The sequence below is a fragment of the Sulfitobacter sp. 15WGC genome (assembly GCF_005068605.1).
GTDB classification, from domain to species: Bacteria; Pseudomonadota; Alphaproteobacteria; order Rhodobacterales; family Rhodobacteraceae; genus Sulfitobacter; species Sulfitobacter faviae.
Map to the genome: position 1 here is coordinate 47634 of NZ_SZNL01000017.1, position 23856 is coordinate 71489.

At 62.9% G+C, this 23856-nt stretch carries 20 protein-coding genes and 2 pseudogenes; 13 read left to right on the forward strand and 9 right to left on the reverse strand.

Annotated elements, in window-relative coordinates; translation table 11 throughout:
- Positions 1 to 166: 166 nt before the first annotated feature.
- From FCK22_RS14180 to FCK22_RS14240, 13 genes and pseudogenes are all read left to right on the forward strand, one after another.
- The gene (locus FCK22_RS14180) at positions 167 to 1594 is read left to right on the forward strand and encodes a type II and III secretion system protein family protein (protein WP_067267251.1); all 1428 of its coding nucleotides are present in this window, start codon (positions 167 to 169) and stop codon (positions 1592 to 1594) included.
- 4 nt (positions 1595 to 1598) lie between these two features.
- The gene (locus FCK22_RS14185; protein WP_231886422.1) at positions 1599 to 2273 is read left to right on the forward strand and encodes an OmpA family protein; all 675 of its coding nucleotides are present in this window, start codon (positions 1599 to 1601) and stop codon (positions 2271 to 2273) included.
- A gap of 289 nt (positions 2274 to 2562) precedes the next feature.
- Positions 2563 to 3807 (forward strand): AAA family ATPase, encoded by a 1245-nt coding sequence (locus tag FCK22_RS14190; RefSeq protein ID WP_067267247.1) that lies wholly within the window; start codon positions 2563 to 2565, stop codon positions 3805 to 3807.
- A 24-nt stretch (positions 3808 to 3831) separates the two neighbouring features.
- Positions 3832 to 5301, forward strand: a complete 1470-nt coding sequence (locus FCK22_RS14195; protein WP_136720518.1) for a CpaF family protein — start codon at positions 3832 to 3834, stop codon at positions 5299 to 5301.
- A gap of 11 nt (positions 5302 to 5312) precedes the next feature.
- The gene (locus FCK22_RS14200; protein WP_067267416.1) at positions 5313 to 6275 is read left to right on the forward strand and encodes a type II secretion system F family protein; all 963 of its coding nucleotides are present in this window, start codon (positions 5313 to 5315) and stop codon (positions 6273 to 6275) included.
- A gap of 10 nt (positions 6276 to 6285) precedes the next feature.
- Positions 6286 to 7263 carry a type II secretion system F family protein gene (locus FCK22_RS14205; RefSeq protein WP_169306092.1) on the forward strand — a complete coding sequence of 326 codons (978 nt, stop codon included), beginning with the start codon at positions 6286 to 6288 and terminating at the stop codon, positions 7261 to 7263.
- Positions 7263 to 7862, forward strand: coding sequence for a tetratricopeptide repeat protein (locus FCK22_RS14210; protein WP_197471002.1), 600 nt, complete (start codon positions 7263 to 7265; stop codon positions 7860 to 7862). The genes FCK22_RS14205 and FCK22_RS14210 overlap by 1 nt, the downstream gene beginning before the upstream one ends.
- 27 nt (positions 7863 to 7889) lie before the next feature.
- A pseudogene (locus tag FCK22_RS14215) lies at positions 7890 to 8742 on the forward strand (tetratricopeptide repeat protein).
- A 3-nt stretch (positions 8743 to 8745) separates the two neighbouring features.
- Complete coding sequence (locus FCK22_RS14220; RefSeq protein WP_067267419.1) at positions 8746 to 9240, forward strand: prepilin peptidase; 495 nt, start codon at positions 8746 to 8748, stop codon at positions 9238 to 9240.
- 122 nt (positions 9241 to 9362) lie between these two features.
- Complete coding sequence (locus tag FCK22_RS14225; protein ID WP_067267421.1) at positions 9363 to 10670, forward strand: ATP-binding protein; 1308 nt, start codon at positions 9363 to 9365, stop codon at positions 10668 to 10670.
- A 44-nt stretch (positions 10671 to 10714) separates the two neighbouring features.
- Positions 10715 to 13168 (forward strand): ligase-associated DNA damage response DEXH box helicase, encoded by a 2454-nt coding sequence (locus FCK22_RS14230; RefSeq protein ID WP_067267423.1) that lies wholly within the window; start codon positions 10715 to 10717, stop codon positions 13166 to 13168.
- Between the two features lie 286 nt (positions 13169 to 13454).
- Positions 13455 to 14126, forward strand: coding sequence for a ligase-associated DNA damage response endonuclease PdeM (pdeM, locus tag FCK22_RS14235; RefSeq protein ID WP_067267424.1), 672 nt, complete (start codon positions 13455 to 13457; stop codon positions 14124 to 14126).
- Positions 14126 to 14548 carry a PaaI family thioesterase gene (locus tag FCK22_RS14240; protein WP_067267426.1) on the forward strand — a complete coding sequence of 141 codons (423 nt, stop codon included), beginning with the start codon at positions 14126 to 14128 and terminating at the stop codon, positions 14546 to 14548. Before pdeM ends, FCK22_RS14240 begins: the two co-directional genes overlap by 1 nt.
- On the opposite strand, the gene folD is transcribed toward FCK22_RS14240, so the two are convergent.
- The 9 genes and pseudogenes from folD to FCK22_RS14285 form a co-directional block, all read right to left on the reverse strand.
- The gene (folD, locus tag FCK22_RS14245) at positions 14545 to 15435 is read right to left on the reverse strand and encodes a bifunctional methylenetetrahydrofolate dehydrogenase/methenyltetrahydrofolate cyclohydrolase FolD (protein ID WP_067267428.1); all 891 of its coding nucleotides are present in this window, start codon (positions 15433 to 15435) and stop codon (positions 14545 to 14547) included. The genes FCK22_RS14240 and folD overlap by 4 nt on opposite strands.
- Before the next feature lie 74 nt (positions 15436 to 15509).
- Entirely contained in the window at positions 15510 to 17186 is a 1677-nt protein-coding gene (locus tag FCK22_RS14250) for a formate--tetrahydrofolate ligase (RefSeq protein ID WP_136720519.1), read from the reverse strand.
- Positions 17187 to 17297: 111 nt separating this feature from the next.
- A complete protein-coding gene (locus FCK22_RS14255; RefSeq protein ID WP_067262903.1) occupies positions 17298 to 17882 on the reverse strand; it encodes a sulfurase in 585 nt (194 codons plus the stop codon).
- A gap of 40 nt (positions 17883 to 17922) precedes the next feature.
- Complete coding sequence (locus tag FCK22_RS14260; protein WP_067262906.1) at positions 17923 to 18576, reverse strand: hypothetical protein; 654 nt, start codon at positions 18574 to 18576, stop codon at positions 17923 to 17925.
- Between the two features lie 145 nt (positions 18577 to 18721).
- A complete protein-coding gene (ftsH, locus tag FCK22_RS14265; protein WP_067262909.1) occupies positions 18722 to 20638 on the reverse strand; it encodes an ATP-dependent zinc metalloprotease FtsH in 1917 nt (638 codons plus the stop codon).
- 101 nt (positions 20639 to 20739) lie between these two features.
- Positions 20740 to 22011, reverse strand: coding sequence for a tRNA lysidine(34) synthetase TilS (tilS, locus tag FCK22_RS14270; protein ID WP_082852001.1), 1272 nt, complete (start codon positions 22009 to 22011; stop codon positions 20740 to 20742).
- A gap of 6 nt (positions 22012 to 22017) precedes the next feature.
- The gene (ybgF, locus tag FCK22_RS14275) at positions 22018 to 22878 is read right to left on the reverse strand and encodes a tol-pal system protein YbgF (RefSeq protein WP_067262935.1); all 861 of its coding nucleotides are present in this window, start codon (positions 22876 to 22878) and stop codon (positions 22018 to 22020) included.
- 73 nt (positions 22879 to 22951) lie between these two features.
- Complete coding sequence (gene pal / locus FCK22_RS14280; RefSeq protein WP_067262930.1) at positions 22952 to 23476, reverse strand: peptidoglycan-associated lipoprotein Pal; 525 nt, start codon at positions 23474 to 23476, stop codon at positions 22952 to 22954.
- Positions 23477 to 23574: 98 nt separating this feature from the next.
- Positions 23575 to 23856: pseudogene (locus FCK22_RS14285) on the reverse strand (PD40 domain-containing protein); the annotation flags it as partial.

Sequence of the window (23856 nt, forward strand, 5' to 3'; positions counted from 1 at the left end):
ACCCCCCCTGCGGCGTCTTTCATTTTTGCAGCTATGTTGCGCATAGCCCACATGCACAGCGCCCGCGAAGAGCTTGATTCTTGCAATAAATTTGGAATTGCCGCAGAGTGTTGCCAAACGAGGGCAAAAAGACCCATCCCGAGGCGTGATCAAAAAGGCAGGTCACATGAAAATCGATAGATTTCTTAAAGCGGCCCTTCTGGGGCTGACACTGGGCGCAATGCCGATGGCATTGACCCTGCCCAGTTCAGCTGGCGCCGACACGCTGCGCGTTGTCAAACGCGGCACCAATTCCAGCCTCGACGTCCCGATGAACCGCGCCGTGGTGGTGGAAAGCGACATTCCCTTCGCGGAACTCAGCATCGCCAACCCCGGCATCGCGGATATCTCCTCCCTGTCTGACCGCACGATCTATGTGTTGGGCAAATCGCCGGGGCTGACCACGCTCACGCTGCTCGACGCGGCAGGGCAGTTGATCACCAATGTCGATGTCCGCGTCGCGGCGGATGTCTCTGAATTCAAAGAACGGCTGCGTCAAATCCTGCCGGGTGAGAAGATCGAAGTGCGCACCGCTAATGACGGTATCGTGCTGTCGGGCATTGTCTCTTCCACACAACGGCTGCAACGCGCGCTCGATCTGGCCGAACGCTATGCTCCCGAACGGGTCAGCAACCTGATGAGCGTGGGCGGCATCCAGCAGGTCATGATGAAGGTCCGTTTTGCCGAGATGCAGCGCAACGTGTCGAAATCGCTCGGCTCTTCGCTGGCAATCAACGGCGGCTCCGATTTCAGCGCGGGCACTGGCAGCACCAATACGTCAGGCGGGGTCGCGACCTCGCTTGGCGGGTCGATCCCATCGGCGAACCAGAACGCAGGCGCGGTGCTTTTCGGCTTCAACGCAGGCTCTACCCAAGTGGGCATCCTGTTGGAAGCATTGGAAGAAAAGGGCGTGGTCCGGTTCTTGGCAGAGCCGAACCTCGTGGCGCTTTCAGGGCAAGAGGCCAAGTTCCTCGCCGGGGGCGAGTACCCGATCCCAGTCGCCCAAACCAGTGATACGGTGTCGGTGGAGTTCAAACCCTTCGGCGTAGAACTCGCCTTTATTCCGCGCGTCGTGGACAAGGATATCATCAACCTTGAGATGAACGCCGCCGTTTCGGCCATCGACGCAAGCAACAGCATTTCATTGGGCAACGGCATCGAGATTTCCGCCTTCACCCGCCGCGAGACCTCGACCACGGTCGAGATGCGTGACGGTGAAAGCTTTGCCATCGCGGGCCTTTTGACCGACGATTTCACCGACAGCACGCGGCAACTGCCGTGGATCGGCGATGTGCCGGTGTTGGGCGCACTGTTCCGTTCGGCGGATTACCAGCGCAGCCAGACCGAATTGGTCATCATCGTCACCGCCCATCTGGTCACCCCGACCCGAGGCGAAGCGCTGGCCCTGCCCACGGACCGCATCAAACCGCCCTCTGAAAAAGACCTGTTCCTGCACGGGCGCACGGCGGATGGCACCCGCACCCCGAGCCGCGGTGCTGCGGGCGAAGTGGCCAAGCAGGACTTCCGCGGTTCCTACGGTTATGTACTGGATTGATCCGATGACACGCAGACATATCACGTTGATCGCTGGCACCGCGGCCCTTGCCGGGCTCGCCGCCTGCGCGCCCAGCAACGATCCGGTCTATACGCAGTTCTACCGCGAGGCGGGGTCGATCGTGGACACCGGCCAATTCGGCAATGCTACGCTGCACAACCGCCAAGTCATGACCGGCGAAAAGCGTGTGACCTTTGATCTGGCGAACCGTTTCTCTAACGAAGTCCGCTCGACCGTCACCTTCGCCTTCAACTCGGCCCGACTGGACGCGAATGCGAAAGCCATCCTGCGCCAGCAGGCCAGCTGGATTCGCCAATTCCCCGAGATTCGCTTCCGCGTCTATGGTCACACCGATCTGGTCGGCTCGCAGGCCTATAACCGCGCCTTGGGGCTGCGCCGGGCGCAGGCCGTGGTGCGCTATCTCTCGACCTTGGGAATCAGCCCCAGCCGTTTGGAAGCCGTTGTTTCCTTTGGCGAAACGCAGCCGCTGATCGTGACCCAGGGCCGCGAGCGCCGCAACCGGCGCACGGTGACCGAGGTCAGCGGCTTCGTCCAGGGCCACCCGATGCTGCTGGACGGCAAATATGCGCAGATCATCTACCGCGAATATGTAGCCAGCGCCGTGCCCCCCTCTCAGCTAAGCTCCGGTGCCACCGAAGCAGGTGGCGGCGGGGAGTAAAGGTAAGCCCTTCTTTCGCATGGATAATATCCCCCCGCGCCTTTGGGTCGCGGGGGTTTTCGTCTCTGAAAAGCCATGTCCAATCGGGCGCGAATGGACGTATCGTTTCAAGATACCCAACAATAGAGGCTTTTTGGCCCCAATCTCGCCCCAGTTGGGGGTGATATTCGACGCAGAAGGATAAATGTGCCCGGCTCAAGAGCCGCGCATGAGGCAGAGGTCAGAGCGTTCGCAGCGACAGAATATCGCCGCCCTCCGGCCAAACCGTTGATGTAAAGGACAAAAGGTCATGAGCAGCACTATGCCACAACCCGAAGCAGCGCCGATCGTTGCCTGCACAATCAGCCGTGATGTACAGAACTTCGACCTCTTGATCGAAGATATGGAAGCCACTTTGGGCGAAAGCTGGGGCGATCTGGGATTCGCCGAGGCGCTGGCATTCTTCAGCCAACCCGAAGCCGAGGCGATGGAATTCGTCGCCCTCGCCATGGATGAGACCGACGAGGACAACCTCGTTTTGATGAGTGAAATCATCACGCAGGCCAAGGCGCGCAACATCCGGGTGATCCTGATCGCCGAAGACATGACCCCCGCCGCGTTGCATTCGCTGCTGCGGCAGGGGGCCGATGAATTCGTCCCCTATCCGCTGCCCGAAGGCGAATTGGCCCAGGCCATCGCCCGCGTCCGCGCCGGAGAGAACGCCCCCCCTGCCCCCGCAGCCGACAGCAGCACGCCGCAGTTGAAGGCCGGTGCGCAAAAGGATGGCGCACTGATCGTGGTGCATGGTTTGGCTGGCGGCACCGGGGCCACGACCCTTGCCGTGAACCTCGCTTGGGAACTGGCGAATGCCGACAAGAAAAACCCGCCCTCGGTCTGCCTGCTGGATTTCGACCTGCAATATGGCTCGGTCGCGACTTTCCTTGATCTGCAACGTCGCGAGGCGGTCTATGAGATGATGTCCGACACGGAATCCATGGACGAAGAGATCTTTGGCCAAGCGCTGCAAACCTTTGAGGACAAGCTGCATGTGCTGACCGCCCCGGCAGAGATGCTGCCGCTCGACATCGTGACCAACGAAGATATCGACCGCATCCTCAACATGGCCCGCAACCAGTTCGACTATGTCATCGTCGACATGCCCTCGACGCTGGTACAATGGTCCGAAACGGTGCTGACCAGCGCGCATGTCTACTTTGCCATGCTGGAACTCGACATGCGCTCGGCCCAGAACGCGCTGCGCTTCAAACGGGCACTGCAATCCGAGGAACTGCCCTTTGAAAAGCTGCGCTATGTGATGAACCGCGCGCCGAAATTCACCGATCTCAGCGCCAAGAGCCGGGTCAAGCGCATGGCCGAATCGTTGAGCATTTCGATCGACGTGCAGATGCCCGATGGCGGCAAGGCGGTGACGCAGGCCAATGACCACGGGCTGCCGCTGGCCAATTCCGCGCCGAAAAGCCCGCTGCGCCGCGAAATCGCCAAACTGGCAAGCTCCATCCACGATCTCAAGGGCGAGCAGGCCAAAGCCGCCTGAGCCCCCTAGCGAAAGAGCGTACCGATGTTCTCGAAATACAAGAAACCAGCCTCTGCCAGCCCGAAAGCCGCCGCCCCCGCGCCGGCGCGTGAGGCCAAGCCAGCCAAAGCCGCCCAGCCCGCCCCCGCGGCGCCTGCGCCCGCGCCGGCGGCCAAACCGGTTTCAATGCGCCGCGCGGTCAAGCCCGCCGCCGTCTCCCCCGAGGACCGTGAGGTCAAGCGCAAGCAGCGGATGAGTGAGATCAAACTCGAATTGCACCGCGCGCTTTTGGACAACCTCAACCTCGCCGCGCTGGAACATGCCTCGGAAGCTGATTTGCGGCAGGAAATCAACGATATCGCCGTTGAGATCCTTTCGGAAAAGAGCATCGTGCTCAACCGCGAAGACCGCATGACGCTGAACTCCGAGCTTTATGACGAGGTCACCGGTCTTGGCCCCCTAGAGACGCTGCTGAAAGACGACAGCGTCAATGATATTCTGGTGAACGGCCCGCAGCAGATTTTCGTCGAACGCGACGGCAAGCTGCAATTGACCGACATCACCTTCAAAGACGAAAAACACCTGCTGCGGATCATCGACAAGATCGTCTCGGCGGTGGGGCGTCGGGTGGACGAAAGCAACCCTTACGTTGACGCGCGTCTCAAAGACGGCTCGCGTTTCAACGCCATGGTGCCCCCGGTGGCCGTCGATGGCTCGCTCGTGTCCATTCGTAAGTTCAAGAAAGACAAGCTGGGCATCGACGATCTGGTGAACTTCGGCGCCTTCTCGGAAGAGATGGCCGCCTATTTGCAGGCCGCCGTGGCCACGCGTCTCAACATCATCGTGTCGGGCGGTACGGGCTCGGGTAAGACCACCACGCTCAACGCGCTGTCGTCTTTCATCGACAATGCCGAACGCATTCTGACCATCGAAGACACCGCCGAATTGCAACTGCAACAGACCCATGTGGGCCGGATGGAAAGCCGCCCGCCCAACGTCGAAGGCAAGGGCGAAGTCTCCCCCCGCGACTGTCTGAAAAACGCCCTTCGGATGCGCCCCGACCGCATCATCGTCGGCGAGACACGCGGCGAAGAGGTCATCGACATGTTGCAGGCGATGAACACCGGCCACGACGGTTCCATGACCACGATTCACGCCAACTCGGCCCGCGATGGCATCAGCCGTCTGGAAAACATGATTGCCATGGCCGGGATCGAAATGCCGCTGAAAGCGATGCGCAGCCAGATTTCCTCGGCTGTGAACCTGATCGTGCAGGCCAGCCGCTTGCAAGACGGCTCGCGCCGAATGACCTCGATCACCGAGATCACGGGCATGGAGGGCGAGGTCATCTCGATGCAAGAGATCTTCCGCTTCCAGCGCGTCGGCCTGACGCCTGAGAACAAGATCATCGGCCATTTCACCGCCACCGGCGTGCGCAGCCACTTCTCTGAGCGGTTCCGCATGTGGGGCTATGACCTGCCCGCCTCGATCTACGAACCCGTGGCGGCCCAGTAAGGATTGATGCAATGAGTGCCGAACCAATCATCTATGGCCTGATCTTCATCGGCGTTCTGGTGCTGGTCGAGGGGCTGTACCTTGTCGCATTCGGCAAATCCATCAGCCTCAACAGCCGCGTGAACCGCCGCCTTGAGATGCTGGAGAAAGGCGCCCGCCGCGAAGAGGTGCTCGATAAGCTGCGCAAGGAAATGCAGCAGCATATGAACGCCAAGTCGATCCCGCTCTACTCTCTGCTGTCAGAACGTGCGCAGAAGGCCGCGATTGCCTTCACGCCGCAGCAGTTGTTGATGATCATGGCCGGGTTGGCCGCTTTGGCATTTCTGGGGCTGACCATCGGCACCGATACATCCGTGTCGGTGCGCGCGCTTATCTCCATCGGCATGGGCGTGGGCGCGGTGTTCTTCTGGGTGTCGCATAAGGCCAGCAAACGCATGGCGATGATCGAAGAACAGCTTCCCGATGCGGTGGAGCTGATGGTGCGCAGCCTGCGGGTGGGGCACCCTTTCTCCAACGCGATCTCCATCGTGTCGAAGGAAATCCAAGACCCGCTCGCCTCGGAATTCGGCGTGATCGCCGATGAGGCCGCCTATGGCCGCGATCTGGGCGAGGCGCTGAAAGATATGGCCGAACGGCTCGACATGCAGGATTTGCGCTTTCTCGCCGTCGCCGTGACCATTCAGCAGCAATCGGGCGGCAACTTGGCCGAGATCCTCGCCGGTCTGGCCAAGGTGATCCGCGCCCGTTTCCGCCTGTTCCGCCGTGTCAAAGCGATCACGGCCGAGGCGAAATGGTCGGGTAAGTTCCTGTCGGGCTTCCCGCTGGCCGCGCTGGTGGTGATCAACCTCGGCGATCCGCATTACTATGACGAGGTGCGCGATCACCCCTATTTCATTCCCGCCTGTTTCCTTGTGGGGATTTTCCTTGTGCTGAACCTTTTCGTGATGCGCATCCTTACCAATATCAAAGTCTGAGAGGCCGGTGATGGAATTTTTCAATCAGCTTAACGATCAGATCAACCAAGCCTTGGGGCCGATGGGGCTGATCATCATCATCGGCACTTTGGGCGTCGCCTTGGTGGCGATCACGCTGGTCTTGATGCTGCGCCAGCCCGAAGACCCGCTGACCAAGCTCAAACGCACCAGTTCTGCCCCGACGGGCGACAGTTCGCGCGAAAAGCTGCGCCAATCGGATCAAAACGCGCAGTTGCAGAAATTCGCCAAGTTTCTTGAGCCCGAGGACGTGGCCGAACTCAGCGCCAAACAGTTGATGCTGCGCCAAGCGGGCTATCGATCGCGCGATGCGGTGCGGCTTTATTACTTTGCGCAATTCGCCCTTGGGATGCTCGGGCTGGTCGGCGGTCTGGTCTATACCAATGTCTTGGGCGGCGGCGAAGGGCTGACCACGCAGCAGACCATGATGTGGGCCATCGGCCCCGGCGCCATTGGTTACTACCTGCCGAAATACTGGGTCCGCCGCCGGGTCGATTCCCGCAAAGAAGAGATCACCCGGGGCTTCCCCGACGCGCTGGATATGATGCTGGTCTGCGTCGAAGCCGGGCAATCGCTGGACCAATGCATCGTCCGCGTGGCCCGCGAGCTGCGCGCCTCCTACCGCGCCCTCTCCGAAGAGTTCGAGATGGTCGCCTATGAGATGAAAGCCGGTAAGGACAAGGTATCGGTGCTCAACGACATGGGCGAGCGTTGCGGCGTGCAGGATGTCTCCTCTTTCGTGACCGTGCTGATCCAATCGGCGGCCTTCGGCACCTCCATCGCCGACGCCCTGCGCGTCTATGCCGCCGAGATGCGCGACAAACGTGTGATGCGGGCCGAGGAAGCGGCAAACAAGTTGCCAACCAAGATGACCCTTGCCACTATGGGCCTCACCGTGCCGCCGCTGCTGATCATTCTGATCGGCCCCTCGGCACATGGCATCTCGCAACTGGGTCAGGTAGGGAATTAATGACGGGCAAAATTCGGCGCAGCCTTCTCCGCGCCGTTTTCACCGGGCCGATCTTGGGCCTTGCTCTGGCCGCCTGTTCGACAGGCGGCTTTTCCGCGTTGCGCGGGGATCAGACACCCGAAAACCTCTATGCCCCCGGCGTGAACCAACGGGCCGAGGCGGTTGATGGGATCGAAGTGGGCCATAGGCTCATCGCGGCGGGGCAATATGAATTGGCCATCAAATCCTTCAACCGCGCCGCGCTGGAGCATGGGCTGACCGGGGAAATCCTCTCGGCCCTCGGCAGCGCCAACCTCGGGCTCGGGCGTTTGGGACAAGCCGAAACCCTGCTGCGCCGCGCCGTTGAGAAAGACGCCGCCGAGCCGGAAGTCTGGAACAACCTTGGCGTCGTGCTGATGGAAAGCGGCCAGACCGCCGAAGCCGAGCAGATTTTCCGCAAAGCCTATGCGCTCGACAATGGCGAAAGTGACGCAATTCGGGACAATCTGCGCTTGGCACTCGCAAAAACGGAGAAATCTGTTATAACAGAAGTCAATGAGGATAATTACAAATTGGTGCGGCGCGGCAGCGGGGATTACCTGATCCGTCCGACACCATAACCCGGCAGAGCAGTAAGAGGACGCAAAATGCGCCATCCAATCATTCTGGCCGTCTGCATGGCAGGCGTCACCGCCCTTGCTGGCTGCGGTGAAAAAGACGCGAACGCCACCGTTGAACGGGCTTTCAAGGACGTCAACGTGGTGGATGAGACCAACCTCTCCGACGTGATGCTGACAGTGGCCGACCCGAATGAGGCGGTGAGCTATTTCGCGCGTTCGGTCAAGGAAAGCCCCGACCGCATCGACCACCAGCGCGGGCTTGCCGCGTCACTGGTCCGCGCCAAACGCACGACCGAGGCCGTGACCGAATGGGACAAGGTCACCAAGATGGAGGGCGCCACCCCCGAAGACCGCGTGCAACTGGCCGATGCGCTGATCCGCTCGGGCAACTGGGCGCGGGCCGAGACGGTGCTCAACGGCATCCCCCCCCACTCATGAGACCTTTGCCCGCTACCGGCTCGAGGCCATGGTCGCCGACAGCAAGGAACAGTGGGACCGCGCCGACAGCTTTTACGAAATCGCCGTCGGCCTGACCACCACCCCCGCCGCCGTGATGAACAACTGGGGCTACTCAAAGCTGACCCGCGGCGATTATGCTGAGGCCGAGCGACTGTTCGGCGAGGCGATCCGTCAGGACAACACGCTTTTCACCGCCAAGAACAACCTGATCATGGCCCGCGCCGCGCAGCGCGACTACACCCTGCCCGTCATGCCGATGGAGCAATCTGAGCGCGCCCAGCTTTTGCACACGATGGCCCTCTCGGCGATCAAACGCGGCGATGTGGAAACCGGCAAGGGTCTGCTGCGCGAAGCGATCGACACGCACCCCCAGCATTTCGAAGCCGCCGTCCGCTCTCTGCGCGCATTGGAAAACGGCTGATCCATGGCGATCTCTGCCACGGCGGCCCTGTGGTTTCTGCCCTTCGTCCTGCCGATCTGCTTCTATGTCGCCTTCACCGACATGAAGCAGATGCGCATTACCAATCAGGCGGTCTTGGTGCTGACCGCGATCTTTGTGTTGCTGGGGCTGTTTCTGCTGCCCTTTGACACCTATCTCTGGCGCCTGCTGAGCCTTGTCGTGGTGCTGGTGGTCGGCATCGTCCTGAACGCCGCCGGGGTCATGGGGGCCGGTGACGCAAAATTCGCCGCCGCCGCCGCGCCCTATATCGCATGGGGCGATCTACGCCTCTTAATGATGCTATTTATGGCCACCCTTCTCGCCGCCGCCGCCACGCACCGCGGGGTGAAATACACCCCCCTGCGCCGCCTCGCCCCCGATTGGCAGAGCTGGCAGGAAACCAAGAAATTCCCCATGGGCCTCGCCCTTGGCACCACGCTGGGGCTTTATCTGATCTTGGGGGCGCTCTTCGGGGGCTGACCGCCCCGCTGCAAACTCTTTTTCAGCGCGCAAATGCGTCCACATTCACGCCATATTCAAGATTTACCCTCCAGTCTGACCGACAAGCCGCACCGCCGCATGACTTTCCAAGGAAGCCGTTGATGAACGCCCCGACCAGCACCGTGCTTGCCCCGCCGCCCCCCAAGCGGTTGGAGGATATGAAACTGCCCATCGTGATGATGCGCGATATCCTTTTGAAAACCATCTTTCGCAAGAACGTCGAGATGGTCAGCGAACTGGCCCAAGCGCTCTGCCTGCCGATCCCGGTCACGCAGGAGATGGTGGATCAAGCCCGCAGCCAGCGCCTGATCGAAGCCACCGGCACGCTCAGCGCCACCAGCGGCAATGAGATGGGCTACCAGTTGACCGATGCAGGCAAGGCGCGCGCATTGGATGCGCTGGCGCAGTCGGAATATTTCGGCGCCATGCCCGTCCCGCTTGAGGTTTACCGCGAGCAGGTCAAACGCCAATCCGTGCGCAATCTGCAAATCACCCGTGACCAGTTAACCGGGGCCATGGGCCATTTGGTGCTGCCCGACAGCCTGCTGGATCACCTCGGCCCCGCCGTCTCTGCCGGGCGGTCGATCCTGATGTACGGCCCGCCGGGAAACGGTAAATCCAGCATTTCCAACGGCATACGCGACGCGCTTGGCGATCGGGTCTATGTCCCCCGCGCCATCGAATACGCAGGCCAAGTCATTACCGTCTATGACCCGATCGTCCATTCCGCCGCCGAGGCCGAGGTGCAAGACCCCACCTCCCTGCGCCGGATCACGCGCTATGACGCCCGCTATGTCTGCTGCGAACGCCCCACCGTCATCACCGGCGGCGAGCTGTCGCTCGATATGCTCGATCTCGTTTACAACCCCACGGCGCGGACCTATCAGGCGCCGCTGCAGCTCAAGGCCACGGGCGGCATCTTCATCGTCGACGACCTTGGCCGCCAGAAAGAGCCGCCGCAAAGCATCATCAACCGCTGGATCGTGCCGCTGGAGGAAAGCAAAGACATCCTCGCCCTGCAATCGGGCGAGAAATTCGAGGTGCCTTTTGATACGCTGGTGATCTTCTCTACCAACTTCCACCCGAATGAGATTTTCGACCAAGCCGCCCTGCGGCGTATCTTTTTCAAGATCAAGATCGACGGGCCGGACCAAGAGAACTTCCTCAAGATCTTTGCCATGGTCGCCCGCAAACGCGGCATGCCGCTGGACGAGGCGACGCTGGTTCATCTGCTCAAGGTGAAATACCCCACCATCGACAATGTCTATGCGAATTATCAGCCGAATTTCCTGATCGACCAGATGATCGCGATCTGCGATTTCGAAGGCATCCCCTATCAGATGAACCCCGATCTGGTGGACCGGGCATGGGCCAATATGTTCGTTCGCGATGAGGTGATCGTTAAATAGCCGCTGCCGCTGGCACCGCGCCCTGCCGATACTACATTGGGTGCATGCGCGCCCTACCCCCCAAATTCGCCGATTGGTTCGCCCAGAACGGCTGGTCTTTGCACCCGCACCAGCAAGAGATGCTGGACCGTGCCGAGGCCCACGCCCTGCTGCTCATCGCCCCCACAGGCGGCGGTAAAACGCTGGCCGGTTTCCTGCCAACCCTCGTCGATCTGGCCGAGCATGATCACGAGGGGATGCACACGCTCTACATCTCGCCGCTTAAGGCGCTGGCCGCGGACATCAAACGCAACCTCACCCGCCCGGTCGAGGAGATGCGCCTGCCGATCCGCATCGAGGACCGCACGGGCGACACCTCGCAGTCGCGCCGCCGCCGCCAACGCGCCGACCCGCCGCATATCCTGCTGACCACGCCCGAAAGCCTCGCCCTGCTGACCTCCTATGAGGACGCCGCGCGCACCTTTCGCGGCCTCAAACGCGTGGTGATCGACGAGATCCACGCGCTGGCCGAAAGCAAACGCGGCGACCAGCTGATGCTGGCGCTGACCCGGCTGCAAGCCCTCTGCCCTGACCTGAAACGCGTGGGCCTCTCGGCCACCGTCGAAGACCCCGCGGCCATCGCCCACCTGATGGCTTGCCACCCCGACCCCTGCGAAGTGCTCTTGGCCGATCCCGGCCCCGCCCCCGACATCCAGATGCTGCGCACCGAGGAGGCCCCGCCCTGGGCCGGCGGCGGCGCCGCCTATGCGATCCCCGCGGTGCTGGAGCAGGTGCGCCAACACAAGACGACGCTGATTTTCCACAACACCCGCGCGCAGGCCGAGATCTTCTTCCACAAGCTCTGGCTCGCCAACGAGGACGCCCTGCCCATCGCCATCCACCACGGCAGCCTCGACCGCGCGCAGCGCGAAAAGGTCGAGGCGGCGATGGTACGCGGCGATTTGCGCGCCATCGTCTGCACCGGCACGCTCGACCTCGGGATCGACTGGGGCGACGTGGACCTCATCATCCAGATCGGCGCGCCGAAGAACGTGAAACGTCTGGTCCAGCGCATCGGCCGCGCCAACCACCGCTACAACGCGCCGTCGAAGGCGCTTCTGGTCCCCGCCAACCGCTTCGAAGTGGTGGAATGCGTGGCGGCACTAGAGGCGGTGCTCGAAGGCGCGCTCGACGGCGACCCACGGGGGGACGGCCCGCGCGACGTGCTCTGCCAACACATCCTCATCACCGCCTGCGCCGGGCCTTTCGACGCCGAGGACCTCTTTGCCCAAATCCGCACCGCCGGGGCCTATGCCAACCTGTCGCGCGCCGCCTTCGACGCCTGCTTGGATTTCTGCGCCACGGGGGGCTACGCGCTGCGCGCCTATGACCGCTGGCAAAGGCTGCTGCAACGCCCCGACGGGCAATGGCAACTGCGTGACCCCCGCGCCGCGCAACGCATCCGCATGAACATCGGCACCATTCAGGACACCGACAAGCTCAAGGTCCGCATGAAACGCAACCGCGGCGGCAAACCCCTGGGCGAAATCGAAGAAGGCTTTGCCGCCACGCTAACCAAAGGCGATACCTTCCTGATCGGCGGGCAAATCGTGCGCTACGAAGGGCTGCGCGAAACCGTGGTGGAGGTCAGCCGAAATGCCGCGAAAAAGCCGAAAGTGGCCACTTTCGGCGGTACGAAATTCGCCACCTCCACCCAACTCTCGGCCCGTGTGCAACAAATGTTCACCCAAGACAGCTGGCCCGAACTGCCGCTCCACACCGCCGAATGGCTCAGCCTGCAACGCGAGGTCAGCCAACTGCCGCAGCCCGGCACGCTGCTGGTGGAAAGCTTCCCCCATGACTTTGCCGAACAGACGGTGTTCTACGGCTTCGCCGGACGTAACGGCCAACAAACGCTCGGCCTTCTGCTCACCAAACGCATGGAAGACCTTGGTCTACGCCCCTTGGGCTTCGTCGCGACGGACTATGCCACGCTGATCTGGGGGCTCTCCCCCGTCGATGATCCGGCACCGCTGCTTGATCCGACGGTGCTGCACGAAGGGCTCGACAGTTGGCTCGCTGGCAATGCCGTGATGAAACGCACGTTTCGCGCCGCCGCCACCATCGCCGGACTGATCGAGCGCAACAGCCCGCAGGCGCGCAAATCCGGACGGCAAACGACCTTTTCCAGCGATATCCTCTACGACACGCTGCAACGCTATGAACCGGACCACCTGATGCTCGACATCACCCGCGAAGAAGCCCTGAGCGGATTGGTGGATTTCGGCAGAATCGAAGAAATGCTCGGGCGGATCGCCGGGCGGATCACCCATCGCAAGCTCTCCCGCGTAAGCCCCCTAGCCGCGCCGCTGTTTCTCGAAATGGGCCGCGTGCCGGTCGAAGGCGCGGGGCAGGATCGCCTGTTGGCGGAAGAGGCGGAACGTTTGATGGAGGCGTCTGGCCTCGCGCAACTCACCCCGCCGCCGTCGGATCAGCCACTCTGGCGGGACGGTCGTTGAACATTGGCGTTTCGCGGGCAGAGAGGTTCTGCAAGGTATTTGAAAAAGGATGAAGATGATTAAGGGTTCTTTAACCAAGGTGGCGCATCTTCCTCTCGCGGTACAGGCTGAGGAGCCGATGACCGCAAAGGATGAAGGCGCGTCTCCGGTCCGGTGACCACCCGATCGCGGGGCGCGCTTTCTGCAATTCATCCTTTCTTAAATACCTCTGCGCTGCCCTATTCTGCATGCGCTACCTTCGCGTTTGGCCCTTGCCAAATCAGCGGCGATCTCAGATGAACAAAGGATGAACGGACTTGAGTTTTCATTCGCTGGAGCCGCGCTGACCGCGCTTGGCTCTGGCGCGCTTTGGTGGCGCGAAAGGGATTTGCTCTGCGTGAGCGACCTTCACTTGGGCAAGTCGGAACGGATCGCGCGGCGCGGCGGGTCGGCGCTGCCGCCTTATGAGACGCGCGATACGTTGAACCGGTTAGCGGCCGACCTGTCTTTCACGCAGGCGCGGCATGTGATCTGCCTTGGCGATAGTTTCGATGACCTCGGCGCGGCACAGGCGCTGCCAGAGGAAGAGCGGCTTTGGATTCTTGGTCTGCAGGCCGGGCGGCGGTGGGATTGGATCGAAGGCAATCATGATCCGGGTCCGGTTGGGCTGGGTGGTACCCATTTGGGTGAGTTGGCGCTCGGCCCGCTGACTTTTCGGCATATCGCGGCGAAGGGGGCCTGCGGCGAGGTGTCAGGGCATTATCACCCCAAGGCATCGATCCGCGCGCGGGGCCGCAGCATCTCGCGTCCGGCGTTTTTGTTTGACAGCAAGCGGCTGATCCTGCCTGCATATGGCACCTATACCGGCGGGCTGCGCAGCCAGTCGCGGGTGCTTTGTGATTTAATGGGGCCGGAGGCCTGCGCGGTGCTGACGGGGCCGCAGCCTGTGGCGATCCCCATGCCCGGAAAGAAGCGATGATGGATGATCAGATTGAACGCCGGGTGCGGGAAAGTTTTGCCAAGCAGACCATGATGCAGACCTTGGCGGCCGAGATCATCGATGTGCAGTCGGGTCTGGTCAAGGTTGCGGCGCCGGTCCTGCCCGGCGCGATGCAGCAGCAGGGTTTTGGCCATGCGGGGCTGACCTTTTCCATTGGCGATTCCGCGGCGGGCTACGCAGCTTTAAGCATGTTGCCGCCGGAGGTCGATGTCGTGACCTCGGAGATCAAGATCAACCTTTTGGCCCCCGCACGGGGAGACAGGCTGATTGCCACGGGCCGGGTGGTCAAACCGGGCCGGCGGCTTTGTGTGGTCACGGCAGAGGTGCATGCGGAAACGGATGGCGCGGCCAAGCTCATCGCCATCCTGCAAGGCACCATCGTGCCTGTGCCAGGCGCTTAGGCGGTCAGCCCTTCGGGTTCTGCCAACCCATTGGCGCGGCAGCAGGCGGTGACCGTATTGGCCAGCAGGCAGGCGATGGTCATCGGCCCGACCCCGCCGGGCACGGGGGTGATGGCCCCTGCACGCTCGCTGGCGCTGTCGAAATCCACGTCGCCGACCAGTTTGGTTTTCTCGCCGGTCTCGATCCGGTTGATGCCCACGTCGATCACCGTGGCACCCTCTTTGATCCAATCGCCGGGCACCATCTCGGGGCGGCCAACGGCAGCGACCACGATATCGGCACGGCGCACCACTTCGGGCAGATCGCGGGTGCGGCTATGCGCGATGGTCACGGTGCAGTTATCGCCCAAGAGCAGCTGCGCCATCGGTTTGCCGACGATGCTGGAACGGCCAATGACCACCGCGTTCATCCCGGTCAGATCGCCATGGTGGTCCCGCAGCATCATCAGGCAGCCCAGCGGGGTGCAGGGCACCATGCTTTTCTGCCCCGTGCCCAGCAGGCCGACGTTGGAGATGTGAAAACCGTCCACGTCCTTGGCGGGCGAGACGGCGTTGACCACGCGGGTTTCGTCCAGATGATCCGGCAGCGGCAGTTGCACGAGGATGCCGTGGATCTCGGGGTCGTTGTTCAATGCGTCGATCAGCTTGAGCAACTCGCCCTGATCGACGGTCGCGGGCAGCTTGTGTTCGACCGATTTCATGCCGACCTCGCGGGTCATCTTGCCCTTGGAGCGGACGTAGACTTGGCTTGCCGGGTCTTCGCCGACCAGCACCACGGCGAGGCCGGGGGTGACGCCGTGATCCGTCTTCAGCCGGTCGACATGGCCCGCGACTTTCTCACGCACCGTTGCTGCAAAGGCTTTGCCATCGATGATTGTCGCTGCCATATCCGTCTCACTTTCGCTCGCTGCAGGTTGAACACGCTCTACATCACCGCGACGGCGGGCCATTGCAACCCGCCTTAGAACAATCCCTCCACATCGCCATCGGCGTTGAGCTTGATTGCCTCGGCAGAAGGCACCCGCGGCAGGCCCGGCATGGTCATGATCTCACCGCAGATGACGACGACGAAACCCGCCCCTGCCGAAAGGCGCACCTCGCGGATGGGGACGCTGAAACCGGTGGGCGCGCCGCGCAGGTCGGGATCGGTTGAGAAACTATACTGGGTCTTGGCCATGCAGACCGGCAGAGTACCGTAGCCCTGCGCCTCCCAATCTTTCAACTGGTTGCGCACCTTTTGGTCGGCCAGCACCTCATCGGCGCGGTAGACGCGTTTGGCGATGGTCTCGATCTTTTCGAACAGCGGCATCTCGTCGGCATAGAGCGGGGCGAAATTCGCGTGATCGCCATCGGCGATCTCGGCCACGCGGGTGGCCAGATCGGCGGAGCCTTCCGAGCCCAACTCCCAGTGGCGCGAGAGGATTGCCTCAGCCCCTTGGGCCGCGACATAGTCCTTCACAGCCGCCACTTCGGCGTCGGTATCGGTGACGAAATGGTTGATCGCCACCACCACGGGCACGCCAAAGGATTTCACGTTTTCGATGTGGCGGCCAAGGTTAGCACAACCCTGTTGCACGGCCTCGACATTCTCGGTCCCCAGGTCGGCTTTCGCGACGCCGCCGTTCATCTTCATCGCGCGCACCGTGGCGACGACGACCACCACCGAAGGCGCCAGCCCCGCCTTGCGGCATTTGATGTTCATGAATTTCTCGGCCCCGAGATCGGCGCCAAAGCCTGCCTCTGTCACCACATAATCTGCCAGTTTCAACGCCGTTGTCGTAGCGATGACCGAGTTGCAACCGTGGGCGATATTGGCGAAAGGCCCGCCGTGGACGAAGGCGGGGTTGTTCTCCAACGTCTGCACGAGGTTCGGCTGCATCGCGTCCTTCAAGAGCACTGTCATCGCCCCATCCGCCTTGATGTCGCGGGCATAGACCGGGCTGCGGTCGCGGCGGTAAGCGACGATCATTGCGCCAAGGCGCTCTTGCAGATCGGTAAGGTTCTTGGCCAGACAGAGGATCGCCATCACCTCGGAGGCTACAGTGATGTCAAAGCCCGTCTCGCGCGGGAAACCGTTGGGCACACCGCCCAAGGAGGCGGTGATCTGGCGCAGGGCGCGGTCGTTCATGTCGACCACCCGGCGCCATGTGACGCGGCGGGTGTCGATCTCCAACTCGTTGCCCCAGTAGATGTGATTGTCGATCATCGCCGCCAGCAGGTTGTGGGCGCTGGTGATGGCGTGGAAATCGCCGGTGAAATGCAGGTTCATCTCTTCCATCGGCACCACTTGGGCATAGCCGCCGCCCGCAGCGCCCCCCTTCATCCCGAAGTTCGGCCCGAGCGAGGCTTCGCGGATGCAGACCGCCGCCTTTTTGCCGATCCGGTTCAGCCCGTCGCCGAGGCCCACGGTGGTGGTGGTCTTGCCCTCCCCCGCCGGGGTTGGGTTGATCGCGGTGACGAGGATCAGCTTGCCGTTCGCGCGCTCCTGCACGGAATCGATGAAGGATTGGCTCACCTTCGCCTTGTCATGGCCATAGGGCAGCAGGTCGTCGCTTGAGATGCCCAGCTTCGCGCCGATCTCCTGAATAGGGCGTTTCGCCGCTTCGCGGGCGATTTGAATGTCGGTTTTAAAAGCCATGAGAATCCCCTGTTGCCGTTGGTGGCGATCTTTATTCTTTAGCCATAGCGCGACAAGCCCCCGACGGGGGGCCGTGTTTCCGACACTCAAAGTTCGCGAAACGGCGCGGGGTTAGCCGAGATGTGGCCAGACCGGCTGGTTCGGCACGAAAAGCCGCAGCGTGTCGCCCAGGCTCAACGGCCCCTCCCGCTCGACCCATGCGGTCACGCCGCGTTTGCCTTGGGCGGCGGCTTTGAAGGTTTTGCCATGGCCCGGGGCCTCCACCTCGATCTCACGGGCAGGCAGGTTGCAGGGGCCGTTTTCGATATCCACGACCAAGGTGGTACCATGCTCGTTTTGTAGCCGCGACCCCGGCGGGACGAGGGTGAAATCTGGGATCCCTTCAAGGATGATCGAAGCGCCCAGCAGGGTCGGGTCGAGCGTGGGCAGGTCGATGGCGGCGGCGATCTCGGCCATCTCTTCGGCGGAGAGGACGGAGAGTTGACGCGTGTTGCGTATCTCCGTCCCCTTGGCATGCAGGTTGCGCACGCGCACGCAGGCTGGACGGGTCAGCCCTGCGTGAAAATCCCCTTCGATGCCCGCATAGGTCGCAAAGGCCTGCTCAACCCCGACCGAGCGAATGTTTTCGCGGTCCTGAGGGACCATGCCCAGCCAAGTGATCCGGGCGGTATGGTCTGTCTTGCGCAGTTCGGGCATGGGGGAGTCCTTTGGCGTGGTTTGCTATGGCATCCTATGCCTAATTCCGGATCAGATGCACCTTGAAACCGCCCCCGCTTAGTGAGGCTTTGGCAAGGGTGCCCTCCGTATAGACAAGCGCCATCCCGAAGGATTTGAGATAAAAGGGCGAGACATAGCCCGGCCCCATGACGACACGGTAGGACATATCGCAGAACACCGAAGCCCCCTCCTCTCGGCTGCTCTGCGTCGCGATCTGCACCACGCGGCGCCCATCGTAGAGCGACAGCGGCGGGGGGCAGCTTTTGCCGGTGGCCAGGGCGGCGAAAAGCTCGGGCGGGAAAAGGACACCGGCAGGCACCGCTCCGGCCTCCGACATTTTCGTCATTTCCGAAGCCGGGGTGATCGCCACCGAGGTGACCTGCCCCGCCGCCCGGTCAATCGCGATATCGCGCGTCTCGCTCCCCCGGTTGGACCCGAGATAGCTGACCGCGGCGCCATTCGACTGGGTGACCGCCTTGAAGCTGCCGTTCTTGATGCCGAAGGGCGCGTTGTCCAGCGACAAGAGGAAGGCCGCGTTCCGGCTTTGCCCGTTGAACTGCAAGGTCCCAAGCTGCCGCCCACCTAAAGCGACAGCATAGGTCTGCGGCTCGGCCCAGACCGGTCCGGCGGTGAAGGCGAGGAGAAGGGCGAGGGCAGAAAGGATGCGTCGCATAAGACCCGGCTTGTTCCAGAATTCCGTCCTTGTCTAACGCGATGGCGACTGTGAAGCGATAGTGGAATTCCCGCCCCGACCGGAGGGAGTGCCGAAAACGAAAAGACCCCGCCGAAGCGGGGTCTTTCAAATGTCGTAGGTCGGATCAGACCGAAGGTTCAGGTTCCATCCCCCCATCCTTCGGCGGGGTTTTCTTGCCCTTCGCCTTGGGGATCGCGGTGACGCTCGGCGCGCTGCCGGTGTCGGAGTTGTCGTCGTCAGAGTCCTCTGCCGGCGGCAGGCCGTCCATGACGCGTTTGATCTCATCGCCGGTCAGGGTCTCATATTCCAGCAGACCTTGGGCCAGACGCTCGAACTCCACCTCTTTCTCGGTGATGATCTTCATCGCGCGGTCATAGCCGTCTTGGATGAACTGCTGCACCTCTTTCTCGACCAACTCCTTAGTGTTGGCCGAGACGGAGAAGCCCGCAGTGTTGCCCTGATAGCCCTGCGCGGCTTCGGAATAGTCGATGTTGCCGACCTTATCCGACATGCCCCATTGCAGCACCATCGCACGCGCCAGCGCAGAGGCTTGTTGGATGTCGCCCGCCGGGCCGTTGGAGACCGAGTCCGGCCCGTATTTGTGGATTTCCGCCGCCTTGCCCGCCATGGCCATGGCCAGACGCTGGTGGCATTCGTCCTTGAACATGTTCAGCCGGTCGATCTCAGGCAGGCTCATCACCATGCCGAGCGCGCCGCCGCGCGGGATGATCGTGGCCTTGTAGACCGGGTCGCACTTGGGCAGCGTCATGCCCACCAGCGCGTGACCGGCTTCGTGATAGGCAGTCATCTCTTTCTGCTCGGCGGTCATCACCATCGAGCGGCGTTCGGGGCCCATCATCACCTTGTCCTTGGCCTGTTCGAAGTCGACCATGGTGACGAAACGGCGCCCGACACGGGCGGCCATCAGCGCGGCCTCGTTCACGAGGTTCGCCAGATCCGCGCCCGAAAAGCCCGGCGTGCCACGCGCGATGATGCGCAGGTCGACGTCCGGCCCCAGCGGGGTCTTGCGGGCATGGACCGAAAGGATCTTCTCGCGGCCCTTGATGTCGGGGTTGGGCACGGTGACCTGACGGTCGAAACGGCCCGGACGCAGCAGTGCGGGGTCGAGCACGTCGCGCCGGTTGGTCGCGGCGAGGATGATGACACCCTCGTTGCTCTCGAAACCGTCCATCTCAACCAGAAGCTGGTTCAGGGTCTGCTCACGCTCATCGTTGCCACCGCCATAGCCTGCGCCACGGTGGCGACCGACGGCGTCGATCTCGTCGATGAAGACGATACAGGGCGCGTTCTTTTTGGCCTGCTCGAACATGTCGCGCACGCGGCTTGCACCGACACCCACGAACATCTCGACGAAGTCGGAGCCCGAAATGGTGAAGAAGGGCACGCCCGCCTCACCCGCAATCGCACGGGCCAGCAGCGTCTTACCGGTGCCCGGAGGGCCTACCAGCAGCGCGCCTTTCGGGATCTTGCCGCCGAGGCGCGAGAATTTCTGTGGGTTGCGCAGGAATTCGACGATCTCTTCCAGCTCTTCCTTGGCCTCGTCGATGCCGGCCACATCGTCAAAGGTCACGCGACCATGCTTTTCGGTCAGCATCTTGGCCTTGGATTTGCCAAAGCCCATGGCCCCGCCCTTACCGCCGCCCTGCATACGGTTCATGAAGTAAATCCACACGCCGATCAGCAGCGCGATGGGCAAAAGCGACATCAGGAAGGTCTGGAAACCGGACTGTTGCTGGGGGCGCGCTTTGACGGGGATGTCGTTGTCGATCAGAAGCTGGGTCAGCTCGGCATCGCCGGGTTTGATCGTCAGGTAGTCGGCACCATCCGCTTGGCGGAATCGCACTTGCTCACCATCCAATGTCACATTTCGGACATCCCCATCCTGTACGGAGGTGACGAATTCGGAATAGCTGACTTCGTTGTTTTGCAGCGACCCGCTGGACCCGCTGAACAGGTTGAACAGCGCCAGCACAAGCAACATCAGGACAACCCAGAAGGCGAGGTTACGAACATTTCCCAAGGGAATTCTCCTAAATTCACATGGCCGCGGGCAAGTCCCGCAACCCAAGGGGCGCCCGTTCGGGCAACCACCATACTAAGATAGACATGATGCGCTCATGTTCAATGCGATAATGGCGCGGTTTTGTTCCATTCCGCGCCGCTTTCGCGCCGGACATGCCATTTCTCGTCCAGCCCGGCAAGGGGCGCGGCAAGCAGCCGCGGGCCCTGCCAGATGGCCGGGGTCGACAGCAAGGCGGCACGGGGTCGCCCAAGGCTGCGCCAATCGGGGCATTGTGCCAGCCCCTCGGGGCCAAGCGCGCGCAATTCGGCCTCGGGGGGCTGCCCTTCGGGGGGGATCGCACGCCAGCGTCCGTCCCAAAGCTGATCCGCAGGCACGCGCAGATCGCGCACCGCGTTATACTCACGAAAGACCCAGATTTCACCGCGCCGGAGCAGCGCCTGACACCCCGCCAGCGTGGCCGCCTGCCCTTCCGCCAGCCCCGCGATGAGGGCGGCCACGGGGCCACGGCGCGGGGGGTAAGCGCCGCCGTTGATCTGCCCGAGCGCGCGGAGCATCAGGCGGCGGCGGATCTCTTCCGGCTCGGCGAAAAAGGCATCGGCCTGCATCACCTGCGCGCCCGCTTCGATACGCAGGATATCGCCCGCGGCGCGGTCGGTTTGGGCGTCCAACGCCGCCCGTGCGGTGGCCATGTTGCGCGCGACCTCGGCCAAAGTCTCTACATCGATGCCAAGCGGCGCGAGGGCATCGAGGCTTTGACGGGTTCTGATCCGGGCATAGCGCGGGTCATCGTTGCTGGGGTCTTCGACCCAGTGCAGCCCCGCCCGCCGCAGATGATCGCGCAGGGGCGCGCGCCGGGCGAAAAGCAGCGGGCGCAGCCATGTGACACCGAACCTTTCGCTGCGCGGCGCCATCGCCGCAAGCCCATCGACCCCCGACCGGCGCGCCAAGCGCATCAGCACCGTCTCGGCCTGATCGTCCGCCGTATGGCCAAGGGCCACGACGGGGAGCCCGCGCCGCGCGGCCCAATCGGCCATCAGGCGATAGCGCGCCTCCCGCGCGGCGTTTTGAAGATTCCCCTGCCCGTCCCAATCGCGCCAGTGCAGGGTTTCATGGGCCAGCCCCAGTCGGGCAGCATGGCGCGCAACCATGGCGGCCTCTTCCGCCGCTTCCAGGCGCAGCCCATGGTCGACGGTCACGGTCTCAAGATGGCTACCGGCTGCCACCGCCATCCCATGCAGAAGTGACAGCAAGGCCATGGAATCGCCCCCGCCCGAGACGGCGACGCCAAGGCGGGGCGGCAGCGCGCCGCCCAAGCCCGAAAGCAACCCCTCGGTCAGCGCTGCATCAGCCGTCGCGGCGGGAGCAGTCATCTGCGGTCAGGAACAACCCAGCGTCTGGCGCTGCGCCTCGGCTTGGCTGACCTGCGGGGCGTTCGGGAAGCGCACGGCGACTTCCGAGAGGGTCACGCAGGCCTCTTGGGTCTGCTCCAACACGCCAAGGGCGCGGCCCAGCTCGAAGAGCGACCGCGGCGCCACCGGCCCTTCGGGATCGGTGCTGAAGGCCGCCAGATAGGCGCGCGCCGCTTCGCGGTTGTCGCCCAGACCAGTCAGGGCTTCGCCCCGGCGCATCTCGGCCTCGGCGGCTAGCGGACCGCCGGGGTAGGTCGTATTGAAGGACGCAAAGAGATCGGCGGCGCTGCGAAAGTCACCCGATGCGAGCGCCTCCTGCGCCCGCTCGAAATCGGCCTTCTCGCTAACCGCCAGCTCTGCTTCGTTGATCGGGGTGATGATGCCGCCGGAAGCGCCCGCATTGCCGTTGCCGGGGGTCACTTCGACCACCTCACGGCCCGCTTCGGCGGCGGGGGCCGCCACGGCGGGCGCCTCCCCTCCGCCGAGGGTCGAAGTCTCACCCAAAGCGCCCAGATCGCCGCCTTCAAGCTCGACCAGACGGTATTCCAGATCGCCGATCCGGTTGGTGCCATCGGCGACGATCCGGTTGATGCGGTTCTCCATCTCCTCGGTCTTGGAGGTGAGGCGCTGCAACTCGCTCTCCATGGTGCTGACCCGCTCCAACACCGAATTGCCACCGGTCTCGACCGAGGCGCCGCCGGTGGTCGACAGTTCGCGGCGCAGCTTTTGCACCTCGACGTTGAGCACGGTCAACTGCTGGCGAATATCCGCCAGCGTTTGATCGTTGTCCTGCGCCATAAGCGCGGCAGGGGCGGTCATCAGCCCCATCACGGCCACGAAGATATATCGCTTCAGCACATCGGCCTCCTTGGAATGGTCATTGCTTGGGCAGTTGCCGCGATTAGCTGGTCAGCGCGCCGCCAGCCAGCACGGTCACCGCGCGGCGGTTCTTGGCATAGCACGCCTCGGCCGAGCAGATCTCGATCGGGCGCTCCTTGCCGTAGCTGATGGTCTTGAGCCGCGAGGCCGCGATCCCGCGCGAGATCATATATTCGCGCACCGCGTTGGCGCGGCGACCGCCAAGGGCGATGTTGTATTCGCGGGTGCCCTGCTCATCGGCATGGCCTTCGATCACGGCTTGGTAGTCGGAATTGGCCTGAAGCCATGCGACCTGCCCGTCAAGCGTGGCGCGGCCTTCGTCGGTCAGGGTGGATTGGTCGACCAAGAACAGCACCCGGTCGCCCACGGCCTGCTGGAAATAGGCGGTGGAGGTCGGGTCATTCGCGCTGCCCGGCACCACGCCGGCGTTGACCCCGGCCCCTGCATTTGCCCCGCCCATGCCATCGGCACCAAAGCGGTCAGGGTTGGTACAGGCCGACACGGCCAATGCGGAAATCAAAAGCGTGCTGGTCAGAATGCGTTTCATGGGGTCTGCCTTCTATGTGGTGGCGTTATCGTTGCTGGTATTAACACAGGCGCGGGATCATTGGAATTGCCCGCACCCGTGGGTGGCATGGGGAAACCTTAGTCTTGCAGCGGTGACCACGAGGGGTCAGAGCCGCCTTCGGGCGTGCGCACAGGCTTGAGGTTGCGCCCCGAAATATCGACGGAATAGAGCGAGGAGGACCCGCCCGCCCCTTGGGTTTCGCGCGCGAACATGATCACCCGCCCATTGGGGGCCCAAGTCGGACCCTCATCGAGGAAGGAGGCGGTCAGCAGACGCTCTTCCGAGCCATCCAGCCGCATGACACCGATGTGGAAGCGGCCCTTGTTCTGCTTCGTGAAGGCCACCAAATCCCCGCGCGG